General features: G+C 66.0%; 16 protein-coding genes and 1 pseudogene. 13 read left to right on the forward strand and 4 right to left on the reverse strand.

All coding sequences use genetic code 11. The annotated features are described in order from the left end of the window. Positions 1 to 453 precede the first annotated feature (453 nt). The 10 genes from VQ02_RS26440 (at position 454) to VQ02_RS26490 (ending at position 11,751) form a co-directional block, all read left to right on the forward strand. Positions 454 to 648, forward strand: a complete 195-nt coding sequence (locus VQ02_RS26440; protein WP_245239860.1) for a hypothetical protein — start codon at positions 454 to 456, stop codon at positions 646 to 648. A gap of 295 nt (positions 649 to 943) precedes the next feature. Continuing rightward, positions 944 to 1,546, forward strand: coding sequence for a TetR/AcrR family transcriptional regulator (locus VQ02_RS26445; protein WP_048447228.1), 603 nt, complete (start codon positions 944 to 946; stop codon positions 1,544 to 1,546). Between the two features lie 51 nt (positions 1,547 to 1,597). Further along, positions 1,598 to 3,358: an ABC transporter ATP-binding protein gene (locus tag VQ02_RS26450; protein WP_048447229.1), complete on the forward strand. Its 1,761-nt coding sequence runs from the start codon at positions 1,598 to 1,600 to the stop codon at positions 3,356 to 3,358. A gap of 57 nt (positions 3,359 to 3,415) precedes the next feature. Beyond that, on the forward strand, positions 3,416 to 4,087 hold the full coding sequence (locus VQ02_RS26455) for a response regulator transcription factor (protein WP_048447230.1): 672 nt from the start codon (positions 3,416 to 3,418) through the stop codon (positions 4,085 to 4,087). Continuing rightward, on the forward strand, positions 4,087 to 5,418 hold the full coding sequence (locus tag VQ02_RS26460; RefSeq protein WP_048447231.1) for a sensor histidine kinase: 1,332 nt from the start codon (positions 4,087 to 4,089) through the stop codon (positions 5,416 to 5,418). The genes VQ02_RS26455 and VQ02_RS26460 overlap by 1 nt, the downstream gene beginning before the upstream one ends. Positions 5,419 to 5,514: 96 nt before the next feature. After that, complete coding sequence (locus tag VQ02_RS26465) at positions 5,515 to 5,799, forward strand: hypothetical protein (RefSeq protein WP_048447232.1); 285 nt, start codon at positions 5,515 to 5,517, stop codon at positions 5,797 to 5,799. A 612-nt stretch (positions 5,800 to 6,411) separates the two neighbouring features. Then, positions 6,412 to 7,578: an efflux RND transporter periplasmic adaptor subunit gene (locus VQ02_RS26475; protein WP_053080555.1), complete on the forward strand. Its 1,167-nt coding sequence runs from the start codon at positions 6,412 to 6,414 to the stop codon at positions 7,576 to 7,578. Positions 7,579 to 7,599: 21 nt separating this feature from the next. Continuing rightward, on the forward strand, positions 7,600 to 10,761 hold the full coding sequence (locus tag VQ02_RS26480; protein ID WP_048447235.1) for a multidrug efflux RND transporter permease subunit: 3,162 nt from the start codon (positions 7,600 to 7,602) through the stop codon (positions 10,759 to 10,761). A 457-nt stretch (positions 10,762 to 11,218) separates the two neighbouring features. After that, complete coding sequence (locus VQ02_RS26485) at positions 11,219 to 11,554, forward strand: ArsR/SmtB family transcription factor (protein WP_245239861.1); 336 nt, start codon at positions 11,219 to 11,221, stop codon at positions 11,552 to 11,554. 23 nt (positions 11,555 to 11,577) lie between these two features. After that, positions 11,578 to 11,751: a metallothionein gene (locus tag VQ02_RS26490; RefSeq protein ID WP_048447236.1), complete on the forward strand. Its 174-nt coding sequence runs from the start codon at positions 11,578 to 11,580 to the stop codon at positions 11,749 to 11,751. 47 nt (positions 11,752 to 11,798) lie between these two features. On the opposite strand, the gene VQ02_RS26495 is transcribed toward VQ02_RS26490, so the two are convergent. Beyond that, on the reverse strand, positions 11,799 to 13,937 hold the full coding sequence (locus tag VQ02_RS26495) for a TonB-dependent receptor (protein WP_048447237.1): 2,139 nt from the start codon (positions 13,935 to 13,937) through the stop codon (positions 11,799 to 11,801). A 192-nt stretch (positions 13,938 to 14,129) separates the two neighbouring features. Further along, entirely contained in the window at positions 14,130 to 14,645 is a 516-nt protein-coding gene (locus VQ02_RS26500; RefSeq protein ID WP_048447238.1) for a Fur family transcriptional regulator, read from the reverse strand. Positions 14,646 to 14,725: 80 nt separating this feature from the next. Here VQ02_RS26500 and zigA point away from each other — a divergent pair, with 80 nt between their 5' ends. Further along, entirely contained in the window at positions 14,726 to 15,955 is a 1,230-nt protein-coding gene (gene zigA, locus VQ02_RS26505; RefSeq protein WP_048447239.1) for a zinc metallochaperone GTPase ZigA, read from the forward strand. 1 nt (position 15,956) lies between these two features. Next, positions 15,957 to 16,259 carry a hypothetical protein gene (locus VQ02_RS36130; RefSeq protein WP_083469474.1) on the forward strand — a complete coding sequence of 101 codons (303 nt, stop codon included), beginning with the start codon at positions 15,957 to 15,959 and terminating at the stop codon, positions 16,257 to 16,259. A 659-nt stretch (positions 16,260 to 16,918) separates the two neighbouring features. Here the strand turns inward: VQ02_RS36130 and VQ02_RS40180 are convergent. After that, a pseudogene (locus tag VQ02_RS40180) lies at positions 16,919 to 17,023 on the reverse strand (hypothetical protein); the annotation flags it as partial. Between the two features lie 45 nt (positions 17,024 to 17,068). After that, positions 17,069 to 17,401, reverse strand: coding sequence for a four-helix bundle copper-binding protein (locus VQ02_RS26510; protein WP_048447240.1), 333 nt, complete (start codon positions 17,399 to 17,401; stop codon positions 17,069 to 17,071). A 202-nt stretch (positions 17,402 to 17,603) separates the two neighbouring features. Between VQ02_RS26510 and VQ02_RS26515 the strand changes: the two genes are divergently transcribed. Then, positions 17,604 to 18,146 (forward strand): DUF421 domain-containing protein, encoded by a 543-nt coding sequence (locus VQ02_RS26515; protein ID WP_048447253.1) that lies wholly within the window; start codon positions 17,604 to 17,606, stop codon positions 18,144 to 18,146. Positions 18,147 to 18,158 lie beyond the last annotated feature (12 nt).

Below are 18,158 nucleotides of genomic sequence, written 5' to 3' on the forward strand. Positions count from 1 at the left end.
TTATTCCACGCCTAATCACAGACCTTCGACCGAAGACCCTGGAATGGCCGCTTGGAGCTCAACAGCTGCCGTTGATATGAGATGCTTAGTCCGGCGGCCACGCCGTCAGCAGGTACGAGCACATTAGCGGCCCAATACCCGAGGAGGTTAGCTTAGCCGTCTTGCGTCAGCAGGATGAAGCCGGTGACGAGGGCAAGTCGCGCTCGCGGGATAGGTCGCCTCGATGGCGCCTCAACATCTGCCGCCAGACGCTTGAACGGCCGAGCTCCCGCCCGCCTTAGCTTCATAGGAGCCTGAAGTCGGACGGGGTTGAGCGCCCTCGTAGCGAGGAGGCCATCCATGGTCGGGGACGTTTCACTCGTCCGACATCCCGTAATGCTGCCGTAACCCATCACTCCTATCGAGCCGGCCTGCCACAACGGGAGGCGCCGAGTGGATACGGAACCAGAGAAGGTGGACGACATCTTCGAGAAATTGCTGAGGCAGGCGGTCACGAAGACCGTCACCTCGGTTCTGGACGAGGATCTCTACTGGGACGAGGACATCATCACTCGCCTGATGAACTACGAGAGGCGCGCGCGTCAGGAGGAACTGAGTTCCCAGACGCTGCAGGTCATCCAGTCGGGGAAACGCCTGCTCGGCAAATGACCGGAAAGCCTCCGGCCGCCCCGCCGCAGCACACGCGTCCCGCCGGGCGTCCCACGAGGAACGGATGACGGATCCGGGAACGCCACTTCGGTTGAAAGATACCGTACGGTATGTATGATAAGCCGAGCCGGAAACGTCGACCACTGCGGTACTGGGCGCACGGTAGCGGGCCAAAGGACCAGCAGCGCTCCGTCGCGGTCGAAGACGGCACCGAGCAACCGACCCGTGGCGACACCGGAGAAGGCGATGGCCCGTCCTGCCGGAGCCGTACCTTCGACGTCGCGAGAACAAGACCATGGCGACCGAAACAGGATACCGACGCAAGAAGCAGCCCGAGCTCGTCCGGCGCACGCTGCTCGACTGCGCCGCCAAGCTCGCCCTGGAGCAGGGCCTCGCCGCGGTGACCGTGCAGGGAGTCTGCGAGGCCGCCGGCGTGACCAAGGGCGCCCTGTTCCATCATTTCGCGAGCAAGCAGGTGTTGGTCGAGGGCGTCGTCTCCGACCTCATCGAGCAGCTCGATGCCGACATCGAGGCGGCAATGGCCAGGGACGCCCACCCGCATGGTCGGTTCACGCGCGCCTACATCGACGTGACGCTGCACGACCCGATGATGACGGAGGGAGGCCAGTGGGCCGCCCTTCACATCTCCATCCTCGCCGAGCCGAGGCTGCGCCGACTGGTCTCGGACTGGTTCGCGGAACGTCTTCATCGCCATCACGCGACGGACGGCGGACCTGACCTGGAACTCGTCCGGCTCGCCGCCGACGGCGCCTGGCTCGCCTATCTCGTGCGCGAGAAGCCGAGCGACCCGGTGCCCATCCTCGGCAAGCTCCGCGAACGCCTGGTCGCCATGACCCTGGCCGGGCGGGCAACGACCTCGAACGACGGCAATCCCTGACTCATGAGACAAAGCCCGACGAACGGCTTCGCACCGGACGATGCGGACGACATGGCCTACGAGGACCTTGCCACGGCGCACGTGTCGGTGGTGCGCATCATCGACCTTTTCCGGCCCTACGGGGGGCGGATCGCGCTCGTCCTATTCCTGATCGCCCTGGCATCGGCCGCCGGGCTCGCCGCCCCGTTCCTGCTACGGGCGATCATCGACGATGCCCTGCCGAAGAGCGACATCGCGTTGCTGGCCGCCCTCTCCGGCAGCCTGGTCGCCCTCGCGGCGGTCGGCGCTAGCATCGGCGTGCTGCAGGTCCTCGTCACCGCGAAGGTCGGGCAGGCGATCATGCACGATCTCCGGGTGGCGGTGTACGCCCACCTCCAGTCGCTCTCGCTGCGGTTCTTCACCGCGACCCGCGCCGGCGACATCCAGTCCCGCATCGCCAACGACATCGGTGCACTGCAGGCACTGGTGACCCATACGGCCGACGAGGCGACCCGGAACGCCAGCACCGTCGTCATGACTGCCGCCGCGATGTTGCTCCTGGATTGGCGGCTCGCCCTGCTCTCGTTCCTCGTCCTGCCGCTCGCGACCTGGATCAGCGACTGGGTCGGCCGTAAGCGCGAGGAACTCACCTACGAGCAGCAGGGACGGATCGCGGAGATGTCGTCGGCGGTACAGGAATCCCTGTCCCTGTCCGGTATCGTCCTCGCCCGCACCATGGGGCGGACCGCGCATCTGACGCAGCTTTTCGCGCGGTCGTCGCGCGAGGTCGCGACGCTGGAGGTCCGGTCCCACACGGCGGGCCAGTGGCAATGGTCGGTCATCGACTTGGTGCTCCAGGCCATGCCGGCCCTGACCCTCCTCCTCGGCGGCTGGCTGATGGCCTCCGGCACCGCCATGACCGTCGGCACGCTCGTCGCCATGATCGCCCTGCAGGAGCAGCTCCTATTCCCGCTCGAAGAGGTGCTGCGCTCCGGCGTCGAGGTCAGGAAGACCCGGGCCCTGTTCGCCCGCATCTTCGAATACCTCGACGAGCCCGTGGGCATCACCGAACGGCCCGATCCCGTCACGCTCGACCCTGCCACGGTCGCGGGCCACGTCCGGCTGGATCGCGTGGCGTTTTCCTACGACCGGGCAGGACCGGCCACCATCCGCGGCGTCACCATCGACATCCCGGCGGGGTCGCACACCGCGATCGTGGGCGCCACCGGATCGGGCAAGTCCACGCTCGGCTATCTGCTCGCTCGTCTTTACGACGTGGATGCCGGCGCGGTGCTCTACGACGGCGTCGACGTGCGCGACTTGAGCCGGTATTCGCTCACTGAAATCCTGGGGGTGGTGACGCAGGACCCCTACCTGCTCCATGCCAGCGTCGCGGAGAACCTGCGCTTCGCCCGGCCCGACGCCAGCGACGAGGACCTGTACGCGGCCGCCCGGACCGCGCAGGTGCACGACCTGCTCGCGGCGTTGCCCGACGGGTACGATACCGTGGTCGGCGAGCGGGGACACCGCTTCTCTGGCGGCGAGAAGCAGCGCCTGTCCCTCGCCCGCACCCTCCTGCGCGATCCGCGGGTCCTGCTGCTCGACGAGGCGACGAGCGCGCTCGACACCGCAACGGAGCTGGCGATGACCCGTGCCCTCGACCGGCCCGGCACGACCCGCACCACCATCACCATCGCGCACCGGCTCTCGACCGTGCGCCGGGCGGACCAGATCATCGTGCTCGACCGGGGGGCGGTGGTCGAGCGCGGGACGCACGACGAGCTGCTGGACCGCAGCGGCGCCTATGCCCGTCTCGTCCGCAAGGCGGCTTGACGACCTGCTTCGGCCGGCCCCGTCCTGCCGCCATCGTTCCTTGGAGGTCCAACCGTCTTGCGAGTCCTGGTCGTAGAGGATGACCCGCAACTGAGCGCGTGGCTCAAGACCACGCTCTCGGACGCCCTCGGGCACGCCGACGTCGTCGACAACCTCGACGAGGCGCTGGCCGCCGTCAGCGTCCAGCCGTTCGACCTCGTCGTGCTGGACCGCCGGCTGCCGGACGGCGACGGCATCACCTTGATCTCGCGCCTGGCGCAGCTCAGGCCACGGCCGGGGGTGCTGATGCTGACCGCGTTCGACGACCCGGTCGAGATCGCGCGGGCGCTCGACGCAGGGGCCGACGACTACGTGCCGAAGCCGTTCGAGCCGGTGGAACTCGTCGCCCGCGCCAGGGCCGTGATCCGCCGGCTCCAGGTCGACAGGAAGGGCGTGCTGAGGGTCGGCAACCTGTCCTTCGACACGGCCGAACGCTCGGTCAGCATCGACGGTCGCCCCATCCCGGTCCCGCGCCGGGAACTCGCGTTGCTCGAAGCCCTCATCCGCCGGGCCGGGCAGGTCGCCATGCGGGAGGCGCTCGAAGCCGCGGCCTACGGCTTCGACGACGAGATCCAGTCCAATGCCCTCGACGCCCATATCTCACGCCTGCGCAAGCGGCTGCGGGACGCCGACTGCTCCGTGGCGATCAAGCCGCTCCGGGGCCTGGGCTACATGATGGAAGCCGGTTGATGCCACGCGGGCAGCCCTCCATCGCCCGGCTCGCCGCCGTCCTGCTCAGCGTGGTCGTCGCCGTCACCATCCTGTGCACCTGGACGCTGGTCATCGCCCTGCAGGGCGACGATGGCCTCCTCGCGCAGTATGACGCGGCGAGGGCGATCAAGGGGGCTCTTTCGCGCGACGGGGACGGGGCGCCGGTCGTGTCGTCGACGGGCGACCTCGACGGGATCAAGCGCTCCTTCCCCGACCTCTGGTACGTCGTGACAACTAAGGGAGGGACTTTGCATTACGGCGCCGTACCCGCATCGGTCCGGGACGGCGACGTCGCGGCTCCCGACGCGTCGGACTTCCCGGAAGACGGCGATGCCCTGCGCCTGACCAACGCGACCGTGGTGACGCGGGTCGGGGGGGAATTCGTACGGATTCAGGTCGGCGGCGCCGCTTACACTCCAGCTCAGGCCGCCCTGACCAGCCTGCGCGACGTGAACTACACGGCCATCCCCATCCTTGCCGTGGTCGTCGCGACCATCCTGGTCGCCCTCATCACCGTCCCCGCCCTGATCGCTCGACCCGTGCGCCGGGTCTCGCACTCGGCGGAGCGCATCGACGGTGGGTCGGACGGTATTCGCCTGCCTTTGGAGGAGGCGCCGCGGGAACTCGTCCCGATGGTGGCCGCCTTCAACCGCGCCCTGGAGCGCATCGACGTTGCCTCGGCTGCGCAGCGCCGGTTTCTGTCGAACGCGGCCCACGAGCTCCGGACCCCGCTGACCCGGGTCCGGACCGGCCTGGAGCGGGTCGAGGACCCTCACCTGCGTCGGTCGCTGGTGGCCGATATCCAGTCGCTGTCGTCGACCGTCACGATGCTGCTCCAGATCGCGCGGCTGCCCTCGGACAGTCCGGAGATGCGCAGGTTCGACCTCGTGGCGGCGGTTCGCGCCACGACCGCGGAGCATGTCCCCGCGGCGCTTGCCGCCGGGGTGGACGTCGCATTCTCCGGAGAAGGCGAAGCGGTCCTCGTTACCGGTTCGGAAACCGCCGCACGCATCGCCGCCGGCAACCTCCTGCGCAACGCCCTCCAGCACGCCCGCTCCGGAAAGTCCATCTTGGTCGAGGTCCGTTCCCCCGGGACCGTTCGCGTAATCGACCACGGCGACGGGGTCGGGGACGGAGCCCCGGCGGAGATGCTCCAGCCGTTCGCGCGAGGGCAGGCGAGCGACGGCACGGGGCTCGGGCTCGCCCTAGTCGCGCAGGTCATGGCCATGCACGGGGGAAGCGTCGCGATGGACGAGACCCCCGGCGGCGGCTTGACGGTTTCCCTCATGTTCCCGGGCGCGGCGGCCTGACCCGCGCCTCCGTCCAACCCCGCCGGGCGTAATGTTGCGGCAACCTCGGCCGCTAGGATCGGCCCGATCTCCCCTCCCGGGAGCCGAGGTGACCCCATGCGCAACAAAGCCCTACTCCTCGCGGCCGCACTCGCCGCGTTCTCGTCCGCCGTCCCGGAAGCCCAAGCTCGCGGGCGGTCCGGGGCATTCGCCGCCGGCCTCGTCGGGGGGGTCGCCCTGGGGGCGCTCGCCGCGTCCTCAGCACGGGCGCAGCCGGTCTACGACGACGGCTACGAGTACGGGCCGCCCGAGTACTACCGCGTCTATCGCCGCCAGTTCGTCATGCGCGAGTACGAGCCCCCGTTCGAGCCGCTCGGCTTCCACGACGACTGGGACGACTGAGGGATCCGGTCCTCCACCCGGCCCCACGGCACGGGTTCACGAAGACACGGGGCCGCCGTCGCCGTCGGCCGCCCGATGAACCGTGCGTCCGGGGCTCGGCCTTTGCCCAACGGGATTTCGAGATGCGGTTTTCGAGTTCGAGCGCCCGCTCGACCATGACATGGTGCCTCGCCGCGGTGATTGGGTTGGAGGCGTCCATCGCGACGGCGGCGACGACGGCTCCCGTAATAACAGGGGTGCCGCAGACACGCGCAGACGACGGTCCGCTGGCGGCGCTTGAGCGCTCCTGGTCGGAGGTCGCCGCGTCGCTCGGCCAAGCCATGTCCGGAGCGCCCTCGTTCGGGCTGGTCCTCGTGTTCTCGAAGGCCCGGTGCCCGAGCGTGGACGACGGAGCGTCCCTGGATTGCGGGCTGGCCGCCGACCGGATCTGCCGTGAGGCCGGTCGCACGACGGGCATCTCGTTCGACCAGACGACCTCGCGGACGTGCCGGGGCAGCGTCGCCTCGCAGACAGGCGGGCCGTCGCTCTCCTGCAAGCCGTCGGCCTGGATAAGCCATGCTCTATGCTGGTGATGCGCCCGTGATAGCACGCCCGATCCCATCATCCCTGCGCGTGCGGCTTCGTCGCCCGCATCCCGTCGTGGCGACGGTTGTGGCCGGCTTGGTCGTCCTCACCCTGGCCGGATGCGAACGGGGCGCCGACGGTAAGGCCGCGCCGGGAGCGGACGCGGGGCCACCGACGGTCTCGACGGTCGTCGTTGAGGCGGCGACGGTCCCGCGTACCCTCGACCTGCCGGGACGCCTTGCCTCGACGCGGGTCGCCGAGGTGCGTGCGCAGGTCGCCGGCATCATCCGTGAGCGCGCCTTCGAGGAAGGCAGCTTGGTCCGGAAGGGTGACGTCCTGTTCCGCATCGATGCCGCGGTCTACCGGGCCGAGGTCGATGCCAAGGCCGCCGCCCTCGCCCGCGCCGAGGCGACCAAGGTCCAGGCGCAGCGCCAATCGGAGCGCACCGAGACGCTGTTGGAGCGGCAGGCTGCCAGCGCCGCCCAGCAGGATATCGCGGTTGCCGCCCTGCGCCAGGCCGAGGCCGACGTCGCGAGCGCCAGGGCGCAACTCGCCCGAGCCCGGATCGACCTCGACTACGCCACCGTGCGGGCGCCCATCGCCGGCCGCATCGGCCGGGCGCTTGTCACCGAAGGGGCGCTCGTGAGCCAGGGCGAGGCGACCAAGCTTGCACTGATCCAGCAGGTCGATCCGATCTTCGCCGACTTCAACGCCCCCGCCGACGACCTCGGCCGGCTCGGAGAGCGGGCCTCGGGCAAGGAAGGGACGGAGGTGCACCTCGTCCTGCCGGACGGCTCGCTCCATGCGGACGCCGGGCGGCTGCTGTTCACCGACGTGAGCGTCGACCCCGGCACCGGCCAAGTCTTCCTGAGGGCCACGTTCCCGAACCCGGAGGTCGCCTTGCTTCCGGGCACCTACGTCCGTGTTCGCATCGCACAGGGCACTCTGCCGGGAGCGGTCGTCGTCCCGGCCCAGGCCATCCAGCGTTCCAGCGCCGGCGTCGCGCAGGTCTACGTCGTCGGCGATGACAGGACCGTGGCGCTGCGACCCGTCCGGGCCGGGGCCCTGACGGATGCGGGTTGGATCGTCGAGGACGGCCTCAAGGCCGGTGAGACCATCGTGGTCGAGGGCTTCCAGAGGCTGCGGTCCGGCATGGCGGTCAACCCCTCGCCCTGGCACCCCGCCCGGATGGCCGCCGCGTCCGCGAAGCCCTGACCGCGCCGGGACCTGACCGAGATGAGCCGCTTCTTCATCGCGCGCCCGATCTTCGCCTGGGCAATCTCCATCTTCATCATGCTCGTGGGTGGGGTCTCCGTCGCCTTCCTGCCGGTCTCGCAGTACCCGGACGTTGCCCCCGTCACGATCCAGGTGAGCGCGACCTACCCGGACGCCCCGCCGGAGCGCCTCTACGACGGCGTCACCCGCATCATCGAGGAGGAGCTCAACGGCATCCCGGGGCTGATGTATTTCGAGTCCACCAGCGACACCTCCGGGATGGTGTCGATTACGGCCTCGTTCGCGCCGGGCTCGGACCCGTCGAAGGCCACCGTGGCGGTCCAGAACCGGATCAAGCGCATCGAGGCGCGCCTGCCCCGGGCGGTGACCCAGCAGGGTGTCACCGTCGAGGAGGCCGGCACTAGCTTCCTCCAGTTCGTCACCGTCTCGTCCAGGGACGGCTCCCTCAGCGAGACCGACCTCGGCGACCTCGCCGCCCGTCGCCTACTCGGCGAGCTGCGGCGCGTGCCGGGCGTCGGCCGGGCGACGCTGTTCTCCTCGGAGAAGGCGCTGCGCATCTGGATCGACCCGGTCAAGCTCGTCGGGTTCGGCATGGTGCCGGGCGACGTCACCGCCGCAGTAAGCGCGCAGAACGCGCAGGTGGCCTCGGGGACCATCGGCGCACAGCCCGCGGTGGAAGGCCAGCGCATCGCCGCCAACGTGCTGGTCAAGGGGCAACTCACCACCGTCGCCGAGTTCGGGGAGATCGTGCTGCGGGCCAACCCAGACGGCTCGCTGGTGCGCCTGCGCGACGTCGCCGAGGTCGAGCTCGGCAGCCAGTCCTACGGGATGCAGACCCGCCTCGATGGGCGGCCCGCCGCCGGCATCGGCATCCAGCTCGCCCCGGGCGCAAACGCGCTGGCCGCCGCCAGCGGCGTCAAGGCGAAACTCGCTCAGCTCCAGCGCACGCTGCCGGCCAACGTCAGCATGAGTGTGCCCTACGACACCACGCCCTTCGTCGAGGTCTCGATCAGGAAGGTGCTGACGACGCTCGCCGAGGCGATGGTGCTGGTCTTCGCGGTGATGTTCCTGTTCCTCCAGAACGTCCGCTACACCCTGATCCCGACCATCGTCGTGCCGGTGGCCCTGCTCGGCACCTGCGGCGCGCTCCTGTTCGCCGGCTTCTCGATCAACGTGCTGACCATGTTCGGCATGGTGCTGGCCATCGGCATCCTCGTCGACGACGCCATCGTGGTGGTCGAGAACGTCGAGCGCATCATGAGCGAGGAGGGGCTCCCCCCGCGGGATGCGACTGCCAAGGCCATGGGCCAGATCACCGGCGCCATCGTGGGCATCACCGCGGTGCTAGTCGCGGTGTTCGTGCCGCTCGCCTTCTTCCCCGGCTCGGTCGGGGTGATCTACCGCCAGTTCGCGGTCAGCATGGCGACCTCCATCGCCTTCTCGGCCTTCCTGGCGCTGTCGCTCACGCCCGCCCTCTGCGCCACCCTGCTGAAGCCCGTCGAGGCCAGGCATGGCCACGCCAGGGGCGGCTTCCTCGGCTGGTTCAACCGCCGCTTCCGGGCCAGCACGCTGGCCTACCGCTCCGGCGTCGCCGGGCTGCTTCGCCGACCCGTGCGGGCGCTCCTCGTCTACGCCCTGCTCGTCGCCGCGCTCGGCTGGAGCTACGCGCGCATGCCGTCGAGCTTTCTGCCCGTCGAGGATCAGGGCTACGTCATCGTCGATGCGCAGACCCCGCCGGAATCGACCACCGGGCGCACGCTCGACGTGGCCAAGCGCATCGAGGAGCATTTCGCGCGTGAGCCCGGCATAGACAGCCAGACCCTGCTGCTCGGCTTCGGCTTCTCCGGCCAGGGCCAGAACGCGGCCCTTAACTTCGTCGGGCTGAAGCCCTGGGGCGAGCGCGGACCGGACGACGGGGCCGACGCCATCGCGGCCCGCGCCAACGCGGCGCTCGGGGGAATGCCGGACGCCATCGCCATGTCGCTGTCGCCGCCGGCCATCGACTCCCTCGGCAATTCGAGCGGCTTTTCCTTCCGCCTGCAGGACAAGGACCAGCAGGGCCATGCGGCGCTGGCCGCCGCGCGCGACCAACTGCTGAAGGCGGCGAGCCAGAGCCCGATCCTGCAGGGCGTCTACGTCGAGGGCCTGCCGACGGCGCCGCAGATCGAGCTCGTCCTCGACCGGCAGAAGGCCAACGCCCTCGGCGTGACCTTCGCCGATATCAACGATGCGCTCTCGACCAGCCTCGGCTCGGCCTACATCAACGATTTCCCGAACCAGGCCCGCATGCAGCGGGTCATCGTCCAGGCCGAGGCGTCCCGGCGCATGAAGGCCGTTGATCTGCTCAATCTCAACGTGCGCAACGCCAAGGAGCAGATGGTACCGTTCCGGTCCTTCGCGCGGGTGCAATGGACGATGGGCCCATCGCAGGTCGTGGGCTTCGACGGCTACCCGAGTATCAAGATCTCCGGCAGCGCGGCCCCGGGCTACGCCAGCGGCGACGCCATGGCCGAGATGGAGCAGCTGGCCGGCCAGCTGCCGCCGGGCTTCGACTTCGCCTGGACCGGGCAGTCGCTGCAGGAGAAGCTGTCGGGCTCACAGGCCGTCTACCTGCTCGCGCTGGCGCTGTTCTGCGTTTTCCTCTGCCTCGCCGCCCTGTATGAGAGCTGGTCGATCCCGCTCGCCGTGCTTCTTGTGGTCCCGACCGGAGTGGTCGGCGCGGTCTTCGCCATGTTGCTGCGGGACATGCCGAACGACGTCTACTTCAAGGTCGGCCTGATCACGGTGATCGGGCTGACGGCGAAGAACGCCATCCTGATCATCGAGGTGGCCAAAGACCTCGTGGTTCAGGGCCGGTCCCTGCATGAGGCGGCGCTGGAGGCGTGCGAACTACGCTTCCGGCCCATCGTCATGACCTCGTTCGCCTTCATCTTAGGCGTGGTGCCGCTCGCCGTCGCGACGGGCGCCAGCATGCACAGCCAGCGGGCCATCGGTACCGGCGTGCTCGGCGGCATGGTCACCGCGACGGTACTAGCCGTCTTCGTCACGCCGCTCCTATACGTCCTGATCGCGAAGGCATTTGGGTCACGCAGGCAGCGCAGCGGTGGGAACGGCGAGGCGGTGCGACCGGTGGCGGCCTTGCAGGCCGGGTCGCCCCGGTAGGGTTGATAGTCAGCAGGTTGTTGAAGTCGTGCGCCACTCCACCGGTCAGCTGGCCGACCGTTTCCATCTTCTGCGACTGCCGTAAGTTTCATGAGCACAGATGGCACCAGCAACATTGATCCGATGTTCATTTTAAAAGCAGTAATATTCCAGCTGATAGTCATCAAGATAAGCATCAATAGCCATGCCAAGATATTAAATACTGATATCTCAACACGACACCAAATCCCAGATCGTTTGGTTGTTGCGCATCTTGATTAAATCCGTCCCCATGCTCAACTCTCGGGCGTATGTGTTTTTCTGCAAAGTCTCGCAACTCCGCAGGGGTATTTTCCTGCTTTCGAGGCACGTACGCCGTGTGTGCGCAGGCCGGTCAAGTCGGCAGGAACGCGTGGTTGACTCCTGCAGCGACATAGCCGACACATGAACACGTGCTCATGCGTTGGGGTGCCTAGACGTGCCGCAGCTGTCTGAAGCTCAGGTGATTGATGTCGCGGAGGTTTTCCGGCTTCTTGGTGAGCCGAACCGATTACGGATCGTCCTGGCTTGCCTCGACGAGGCGCATACGGTCGGCGACATTTGTGAGACCCTGGGTCTTTCGCAATCTCTGACCTCCCATCATCTGCGCTTACTGCGTACCGCCCGGATCATGAGGGCGGCGCGACAGGGGCGGCAGGTCGCCTACACGATCGACGACGATCACGTGCGCGATGTTCTACGTAACATGATCGCGCATTTCGTCGAACCGCATGAGCATACCTATGATCCAGCCATCGAGGAGGCCGGATCCTGATCTTCCAGCAAGGGAACAAGCCAATGACGAGCGTCAATGTCGAGATGGTGAAATGCGCCTGCCAGGATTGCGTCTGCGTGATCCCGCTGACCAAGGCTGTGGACCGTGACGGCAAGGCCTACTGCTGCGACGAGTGTGCCGACGGTCACAAGGACTATGCCGGCTGTGAGCACGCCGGCTGCACCTGCCACGGCTAAGCTGGTTGTTGGCCTCCGGCGGCGCCCTGCCGGAGGCCGGCATGGGATCAGAACCGGGCGGTCAGGAACAACCGCACATTCCGGCCCGGCAGCAGGATCTCGTCCTTCTTGAACGACGCCGAGTTGCGGATGTCGTCGTCGAGAAGGTTGCGGCCCTGCAACCCGAGTGTCACCTCGCTGGCACCGTAGACCGCGGGATCAAGAGCTTTAGTGTAGCTCACTTCCGCGCGCAGATCGTTCCAGCCTGGGGTGTCGGTTTCAAACGGGGCAATCTGCGTGTGCGCGAACGCGTGCAGCAGGTTTATCCGTGCAAACCATCCGTCGGCGCGCAGATAAACTCCGCCGCCGAGGCGGTAGGGCGGGATCCGCGGCACGTTGGTGCCGTCGTCGAACTTGGCGCGAACAAAGTCGAACTGTCCCTCAACACCGATGAACCCATTGCCGATCGGCAGAGCGTCATACTGCCCAATGAGTTCCGCCCCATAGAAGGTGGCGTTCTGCTGTGAGTAGACGATCTGGCGCAGCTCGTCGCCGCTGCCGCAGCTCCCAAAGTCGTCGTCGCACAGGGTGCCGGTCAGGCGCTTGTAGATGAACCCGGTGTACCGCGTGTAGTAGCCGGTTGCCTCGAAGCGCAGCGGCCCGTCACCGTGGCGGATGCTGGCTTCAACTGTGCGCGCCCGTTCCAGCCGCAGGGTCGGATCGCCGATCTCGAAGGTGGCCGTCGCGTCGTGCGGACCCTGCGAGAACAGCTCGTAACCGGTGGGCGCGCGCTCGACGTAGGAGCCGGTGAGGCTTGCCACGAAGCCGTAGGGCAGGTCCTGCAGCAGGCCGAAGCTCGCGCTCTTGGGCGCGAAGCGGCGCGTGAGCCGGTAGCTCAGCGGATCCTCACCATCGACGGGGAGGTAGTCACCCGGGAACTGGACGGCGGTGCTGCGGATGCGATCGCCTTCGATGCGGCCCGCCGCCTGCAGGCGTGTACCGGGCAGAACCTCCAGCTCCTCGAACAGGTAGACGGCTCCAGCCCGCGAGTCGGTGCGCGGCAGGAAGGCTTCGAGCTGGGTGTTGATCAGCCGCCGGTCGGCCTGAACACCGATGGCGCCCGTGAGCTTGCCGAAGGACGTGAACACCGGGACATGCTGCGCCTCGATCCGCACCTCGGCTTCACGGTTCTTGAAGATCGCCTGCTGACCCTCAAACCCATCCTCCCCGATGCCGATCTCGTCGTGACGGTAGACCGAGTAGCCCGCCCAGTAGCGGATCACCTCGAGGGGACCATCGAGCGGGCGGTACTCACCCCGCGAGATCACCCGGTCCTGGTTCGGGGTGAGGCGGGTGCGGGCCTCCTCGGCCTCTCCGCCCGGGATGGCGTAGATCGCGTCGTAGTGGCTGAACGCGACGCCGACGAACCCACGGTCGCCGATCGCCGACACGCCGACCGAGCCGCCCTGCGACTCGCTATAGGAGTTGCGCTGGATCCCGCCGGGGATCGCGTAGCTGTCCGAGGCCGTCTTGAAGCCGTCGGCGTGCACGGCAAAGCCGTCCTTGCCGGCGTCCACGGTCGCCGCGCCGAGACGGCCGTTGTCGACCGTCGAGTAGCCGGAGGTCACCTGCCCGGAGTAGCCGTTCGCCGGGATGTAGGTTGGCACACGGTTGTTCTCGGCCGAGACCACACCGCCGATGGCGCCTGAGCCGTAGCGCAGCGTGGCGGGGCCGCGGATCACCTCGAGGCGGTCGGCCACCAGAGGATTGATCGGGACCGTATGATCCTCGCCGAGATCGGACACACCGCCATTGACAATGCCGTTCTCCTGGATGCGCACCCGGGCGTTGTCGAGGCCGCGGATGATCGGCCGGGAGGCGGCACCTGGCGCGTAGGTGGTCGAGGAGATACCAGGCCGGTCAAACAGCGCGTCACCGAGCGTGCGCGGCTGGTCACGCGCGATCTGCTGCTGCGTGACGACGGTCACGGGCGAGAACGTGTTGGTCACGACCGGCAGCACGCCGATTGGGAACGCAGATCCCGCGCCGGTCACCGGCCCAGTAGGACGTGCGACGATCGGGCTTGGTGAGGAGACAGTGATTTCGTCGAGCTTGATGTCCTCCGCCCGCGCCGCGGCTGTGGCGAGGATGATGAGGGGCAGCGCGGTGCTGAGCGCCAGGAGGCCCAAGCGGCTACGGTACGGCATCGGAGTTCCAAGCGCACGTTATAATGTTGCATTTGCGCGTGCCGGGCTGGGACTGACAAGCTTCTGATCACCGGTTGGGGCACATTCGCCGCAGGCGTTACACTGTTACAACAGGTGTGTGCGGCGCCTCGAGCGACCCCAGCAAGCTGAGCGTTTGCATGTTCGTGTGCGGAGTGGCACCCTACAATTAATTTAGGAAACCCAGTCTGAGGCTCCGTACCGGCTGGTGCATGAGGCGCATTCACCTTCCAACTCGATCACAGGTCGGTGTGCTGCGAAGTCGACCTGAGCCGTGGCATGGCTTAACACACGGTCGAGACCTTCACACAGCATTTCGTCGACCACCCCACAGCCTTTACAGATCAGCAGCAGGGCTGTTCCGCTCGCCGGCCCATGTTCGCAGATCACGTAAGCGCTCTTGCTCGCGATACGGCGCGCCAGGCCCGCACTGACGAGGAACTCCAGTGCACGATAGACAGCCACAGGCGCGACGGTGCGCTCCAGGCTGAGCCGATCAGCCAGCAGGTAGGCCGACATGGGCTGCCGCTCGCGCCCGAGCTCCTCAAGCACCCGCCGGCGGATGGGTGTCATGCGCAACTTCTGCTCCTCGCAGTGTCGTTCGGCCCGCGCGAGCACGGCCTGCACCTGCGCCTCAAGGCGCTTCGGGCAGCTGGGATCGTAGACGTGGGTGTGCACCTGGCTGCCCATCGGTCCCCCAGAGTTGACACTGTTACAAAGTTACATTCTAAGTCGCCTGAGAATGTAACATTATAACATTATGAGGTCTCATGCCAAGCTCGTCCGCTCCTGCCGCCCGTCTCCCCGTCACCGTGCTGTCCGGCTTCCTGGGCGCCGGCAAAACCACCCTCCTGAACCACGTCCTTAATAACCGGCAGGGCCGGCGGGTGGCCGTGATCGTCAATGATATGAGCGAGGTGAACATCGACGCCGATCTCGTCCGCAGCGGCGGCTCGGACCTGTCGCGCACCGACGAGAAGCTCGTCGAAATGACCAACGGCTGCATCTGCTGTACCTTGCGTGACGACCTGCTTGAGGAAGTGACCCGGCTCAGCCGTGAGGGACGGTTCGACTACCTGCTGATCGAGGGCACGGGGATCGCCGAGCCTCTACCGATCGCCAGTACGTTCTCGTTCCGCGACGAGGAAGGACACAGCCTGTCGGACGTTGCGCGTCTCGATACGATGGTCACCGTCGTCGATGCGATGAACCTGCTGCGCGACTATGGTTCGAACGACTTCTTGCGTGACCGGGGTGAGACCGCTGGGGCTCAGGACGAGCGCACCCTGGTCGATCTGCTGGTTGAGCAGATTGAGTTCGCGGATGTCGTAGTGATCAACAAAGCTGACGATGTCAGCGCCGAGCAGCTCGCCACCGTGCTTGCTGTCGTGCGCGGTCTCAATGCGGATGCCAAGATCATCCCGGCGAGCTTCGGCAAAATTGACCTCGAAGAGGTTCTCGATACCGGTCTGTTCAGCGAGGAGAAGGCTCAGCAACATCCTTTATGGTACAAGGAGCTGTATGAGCCGCATGCGCACACGCCGGAGACGGAGGAGTACGGCATCAGCTCCTTCGTCTACCGCGCACGGCGGCCGTTTCACCCGGAGAAGTTCAACGCGTTCATCAACCAGACCTGGCCTGGCCTGATCCGCGCCAAGGGCCATTTCTGGCTGGCGACACGTGCCGAGTGGGTTGGTGACTTCTCCCTGGCTGGTGCGGTCGCCCGGACAGGAGGGATGGGGTTCTGGTGGGCGGCGGTGCCCCGCGGACGCTGGCCTGATCATTCAGAGTGGCGCCAGTTGCTCAACCAGCACTGGAGCGAGGTCTGGGGCGACCGACGCCAGGAGCTGGTGTTCATCGGGACGAACCTTGACGAAGGCGCCATCCGCGTGGCTCTCGACGCGTGCTTGGTTGGTCCCGAAGCAGCGACACGCTTTGAACCGAAGGATTTCCAGCACCTGCCGGATCCGTTCCCGCGGTGGGGGCAGGCGGCCGCCTGACATGGCCTTCGTAACGCTGAAGGATTGGCGCAGTCGGCTGGCCGCCAATGCTCCACATTCAGCCGCGCTAAAGGCGCGGCTCACGCCAATGTTGGAGCTTGGTCCGAATGACTGCCTGAGTGTCAGTGAAATCAGCTGCGGCGATCCGGACTGTCCGGACATTGAGACCGTGGTGCTGGTGATGCGTGCCGGTGAACAGAGCCGTGCCGTTCACATCTTTCGAGCTCTGAGCGAGGTCGACGATGCCGACCTTGCCGCAGCCTGTGCCGAGGAACGTCAGCGACGCTCAGCGCAGCTACCCTGACCGATTGTAGTGAGGATCAGCTGCGGCAGCATCTCATTTCACCTGTCAAGCTTATGCGCCGCCTCGTGGTTTTAATTTCCAAGCATGCTAACCTAACAGGTTTAAGTGGCTGAAAAACCGTCGTTTTTCTTATATTTGCGATTGTGGACCGAAAGTTGTGCCGATATCCAATCCGAATTTCGCATCAATCACTGATGGTATATTTGGTTTCATATGCGTTGACTCCATCAACGGGACGCTTGATGATGACATATCTGCATTTCTACTTTGGGTAGTATCAAATTTGCTTTGTGAGTACCTTTTGTTGATCGGCAGGATTGACCCTGAGGATGGAAAACCGCCGTCGCCGGCTTCGGCGACCGATCTTGAACAAGCTCCTCCCGAAGCATGAGGCCCACATGGCAAAGAACCTCTTCGGGCGCCCACCGGCCCCACCACCCGCGCAGAACAGTCGAGAGCCACGGCGTGATGCTATCACCTTCCGGGTTGTTACTGAGGAAGTGCGCGACAATCGCGGATCTTACTTTGTTATCCGCGACATTGAACCTAACAATAAGCAGGAACATTCACGTTTTGAGGCTAAACTCAGACGTGTGATTTCTGGAGATCGTTAAAGTGGCGGCCCAGTTTTGGGCCGCCACACTTTTTTAAACCTGTAATCATTGATGCCCCCCATAGGCGCCCTCATCAGGAGTATTCAATGTCGTTCCGCAGGCCTTGCAATGCACCGCGTCAGACTCGTGCCGCAAGAGCCAGTTGCAGACGCCGAGCAACCTAAGCCCGGCGCTGATCCGCTCGCCCCCGGCGTCTCAGGCCGCCATCTTGCGACAGCTCTCAGCGCAGCGCCGGCACTGGTCGACACAATCCTGCATATCGCCGACCTGCGCGCGGCTCTCGGCGCAGGCCTCGCAGACTTCGGCGCAGGCGCGGCAGGTGTGTTTGTGCGCGGATGTCCCGAGCAGCATGAAGTGCGCGCTGGTTCTGCAGATCTCGGCGCAGGCCAGCATTAGCCGGAAATGCTCCGGCTCGACGTGCTTGCCGCCGGCCGGCAGGCAGTGGTTGGACGCCATACCCAGGCAGGTCTGATAGCAACGCAGGCACTCATCGATACAGTGCTGCATCTCGGTAGCGATTTGGTTCATAGTAAAATACTCCTGTCGCTTGTTTCAGAACTTTCTTATGGACCTACTGATCAGCAACAAACACGGCTTCCCTGATTAGGGCTTTGCTCAATCTACGCAGATTGCATTGCGGCTGCCCCTCCGCACGCAACTACCACCACAAGGAAACAAACGAGGTATCCGCGCGTCCTCCCGGATAGGGCTAACGCAAGAGGGCATCACGATTTTCGACAGCTGGACAGGGCTGGGGCGTGTTCTCCTTGTTGCGCCGCTCGCCTATGTCGCTCTCGTGGCCATCTTGCGCGTTTCTGGAAAGCGCACACTCACAAAACTGAACGCGTTCGACCTTGTGGTCACGGTCGCGCTCGGCTCAACCCTTGCGACCGTTTTGCTCAGCAAATCCGTCGCGCTCGCCGAGGGTGTGCTCGCAATGGCGCTCCTGGTGACCTTCCAGTTCGTGATCACCTGGCTTGCGGTTCGCGTGCCTTGGGTGAACACGCTGATCAAAAGTGAGCCAACCCTGCTCTTGCACAACGGCACTTTCCTTTCCCAGGCTCTCCGCTCCCAGAGGGTTACGCAGGATGAAGTCCTTTCAGCACTCCGATCGTCAGGGGTTAGCAACTTGTCTGACGTCGTCGCCGTTGTGTTGGAGACTGATGGCTCGATGAGCGTCCTGAAGGGGCAGGATTTTAAAATCGATCCGCAAACCCTGAGCAACGTCGATCGATATCATGCACGTACAGGCGCAGAGCGCCGGCACGATTAAGCCGGCACTCTG

It is taken from the genome of Methylobacterium variabile (assembly GCF_001043975.1).
GTDB lineage: Bacteria > Pseudomonadota > Alphaproteobacteria > Rhizobiales > Beijerinckiaceae > Methylobacterium > Methylobacterium variabile.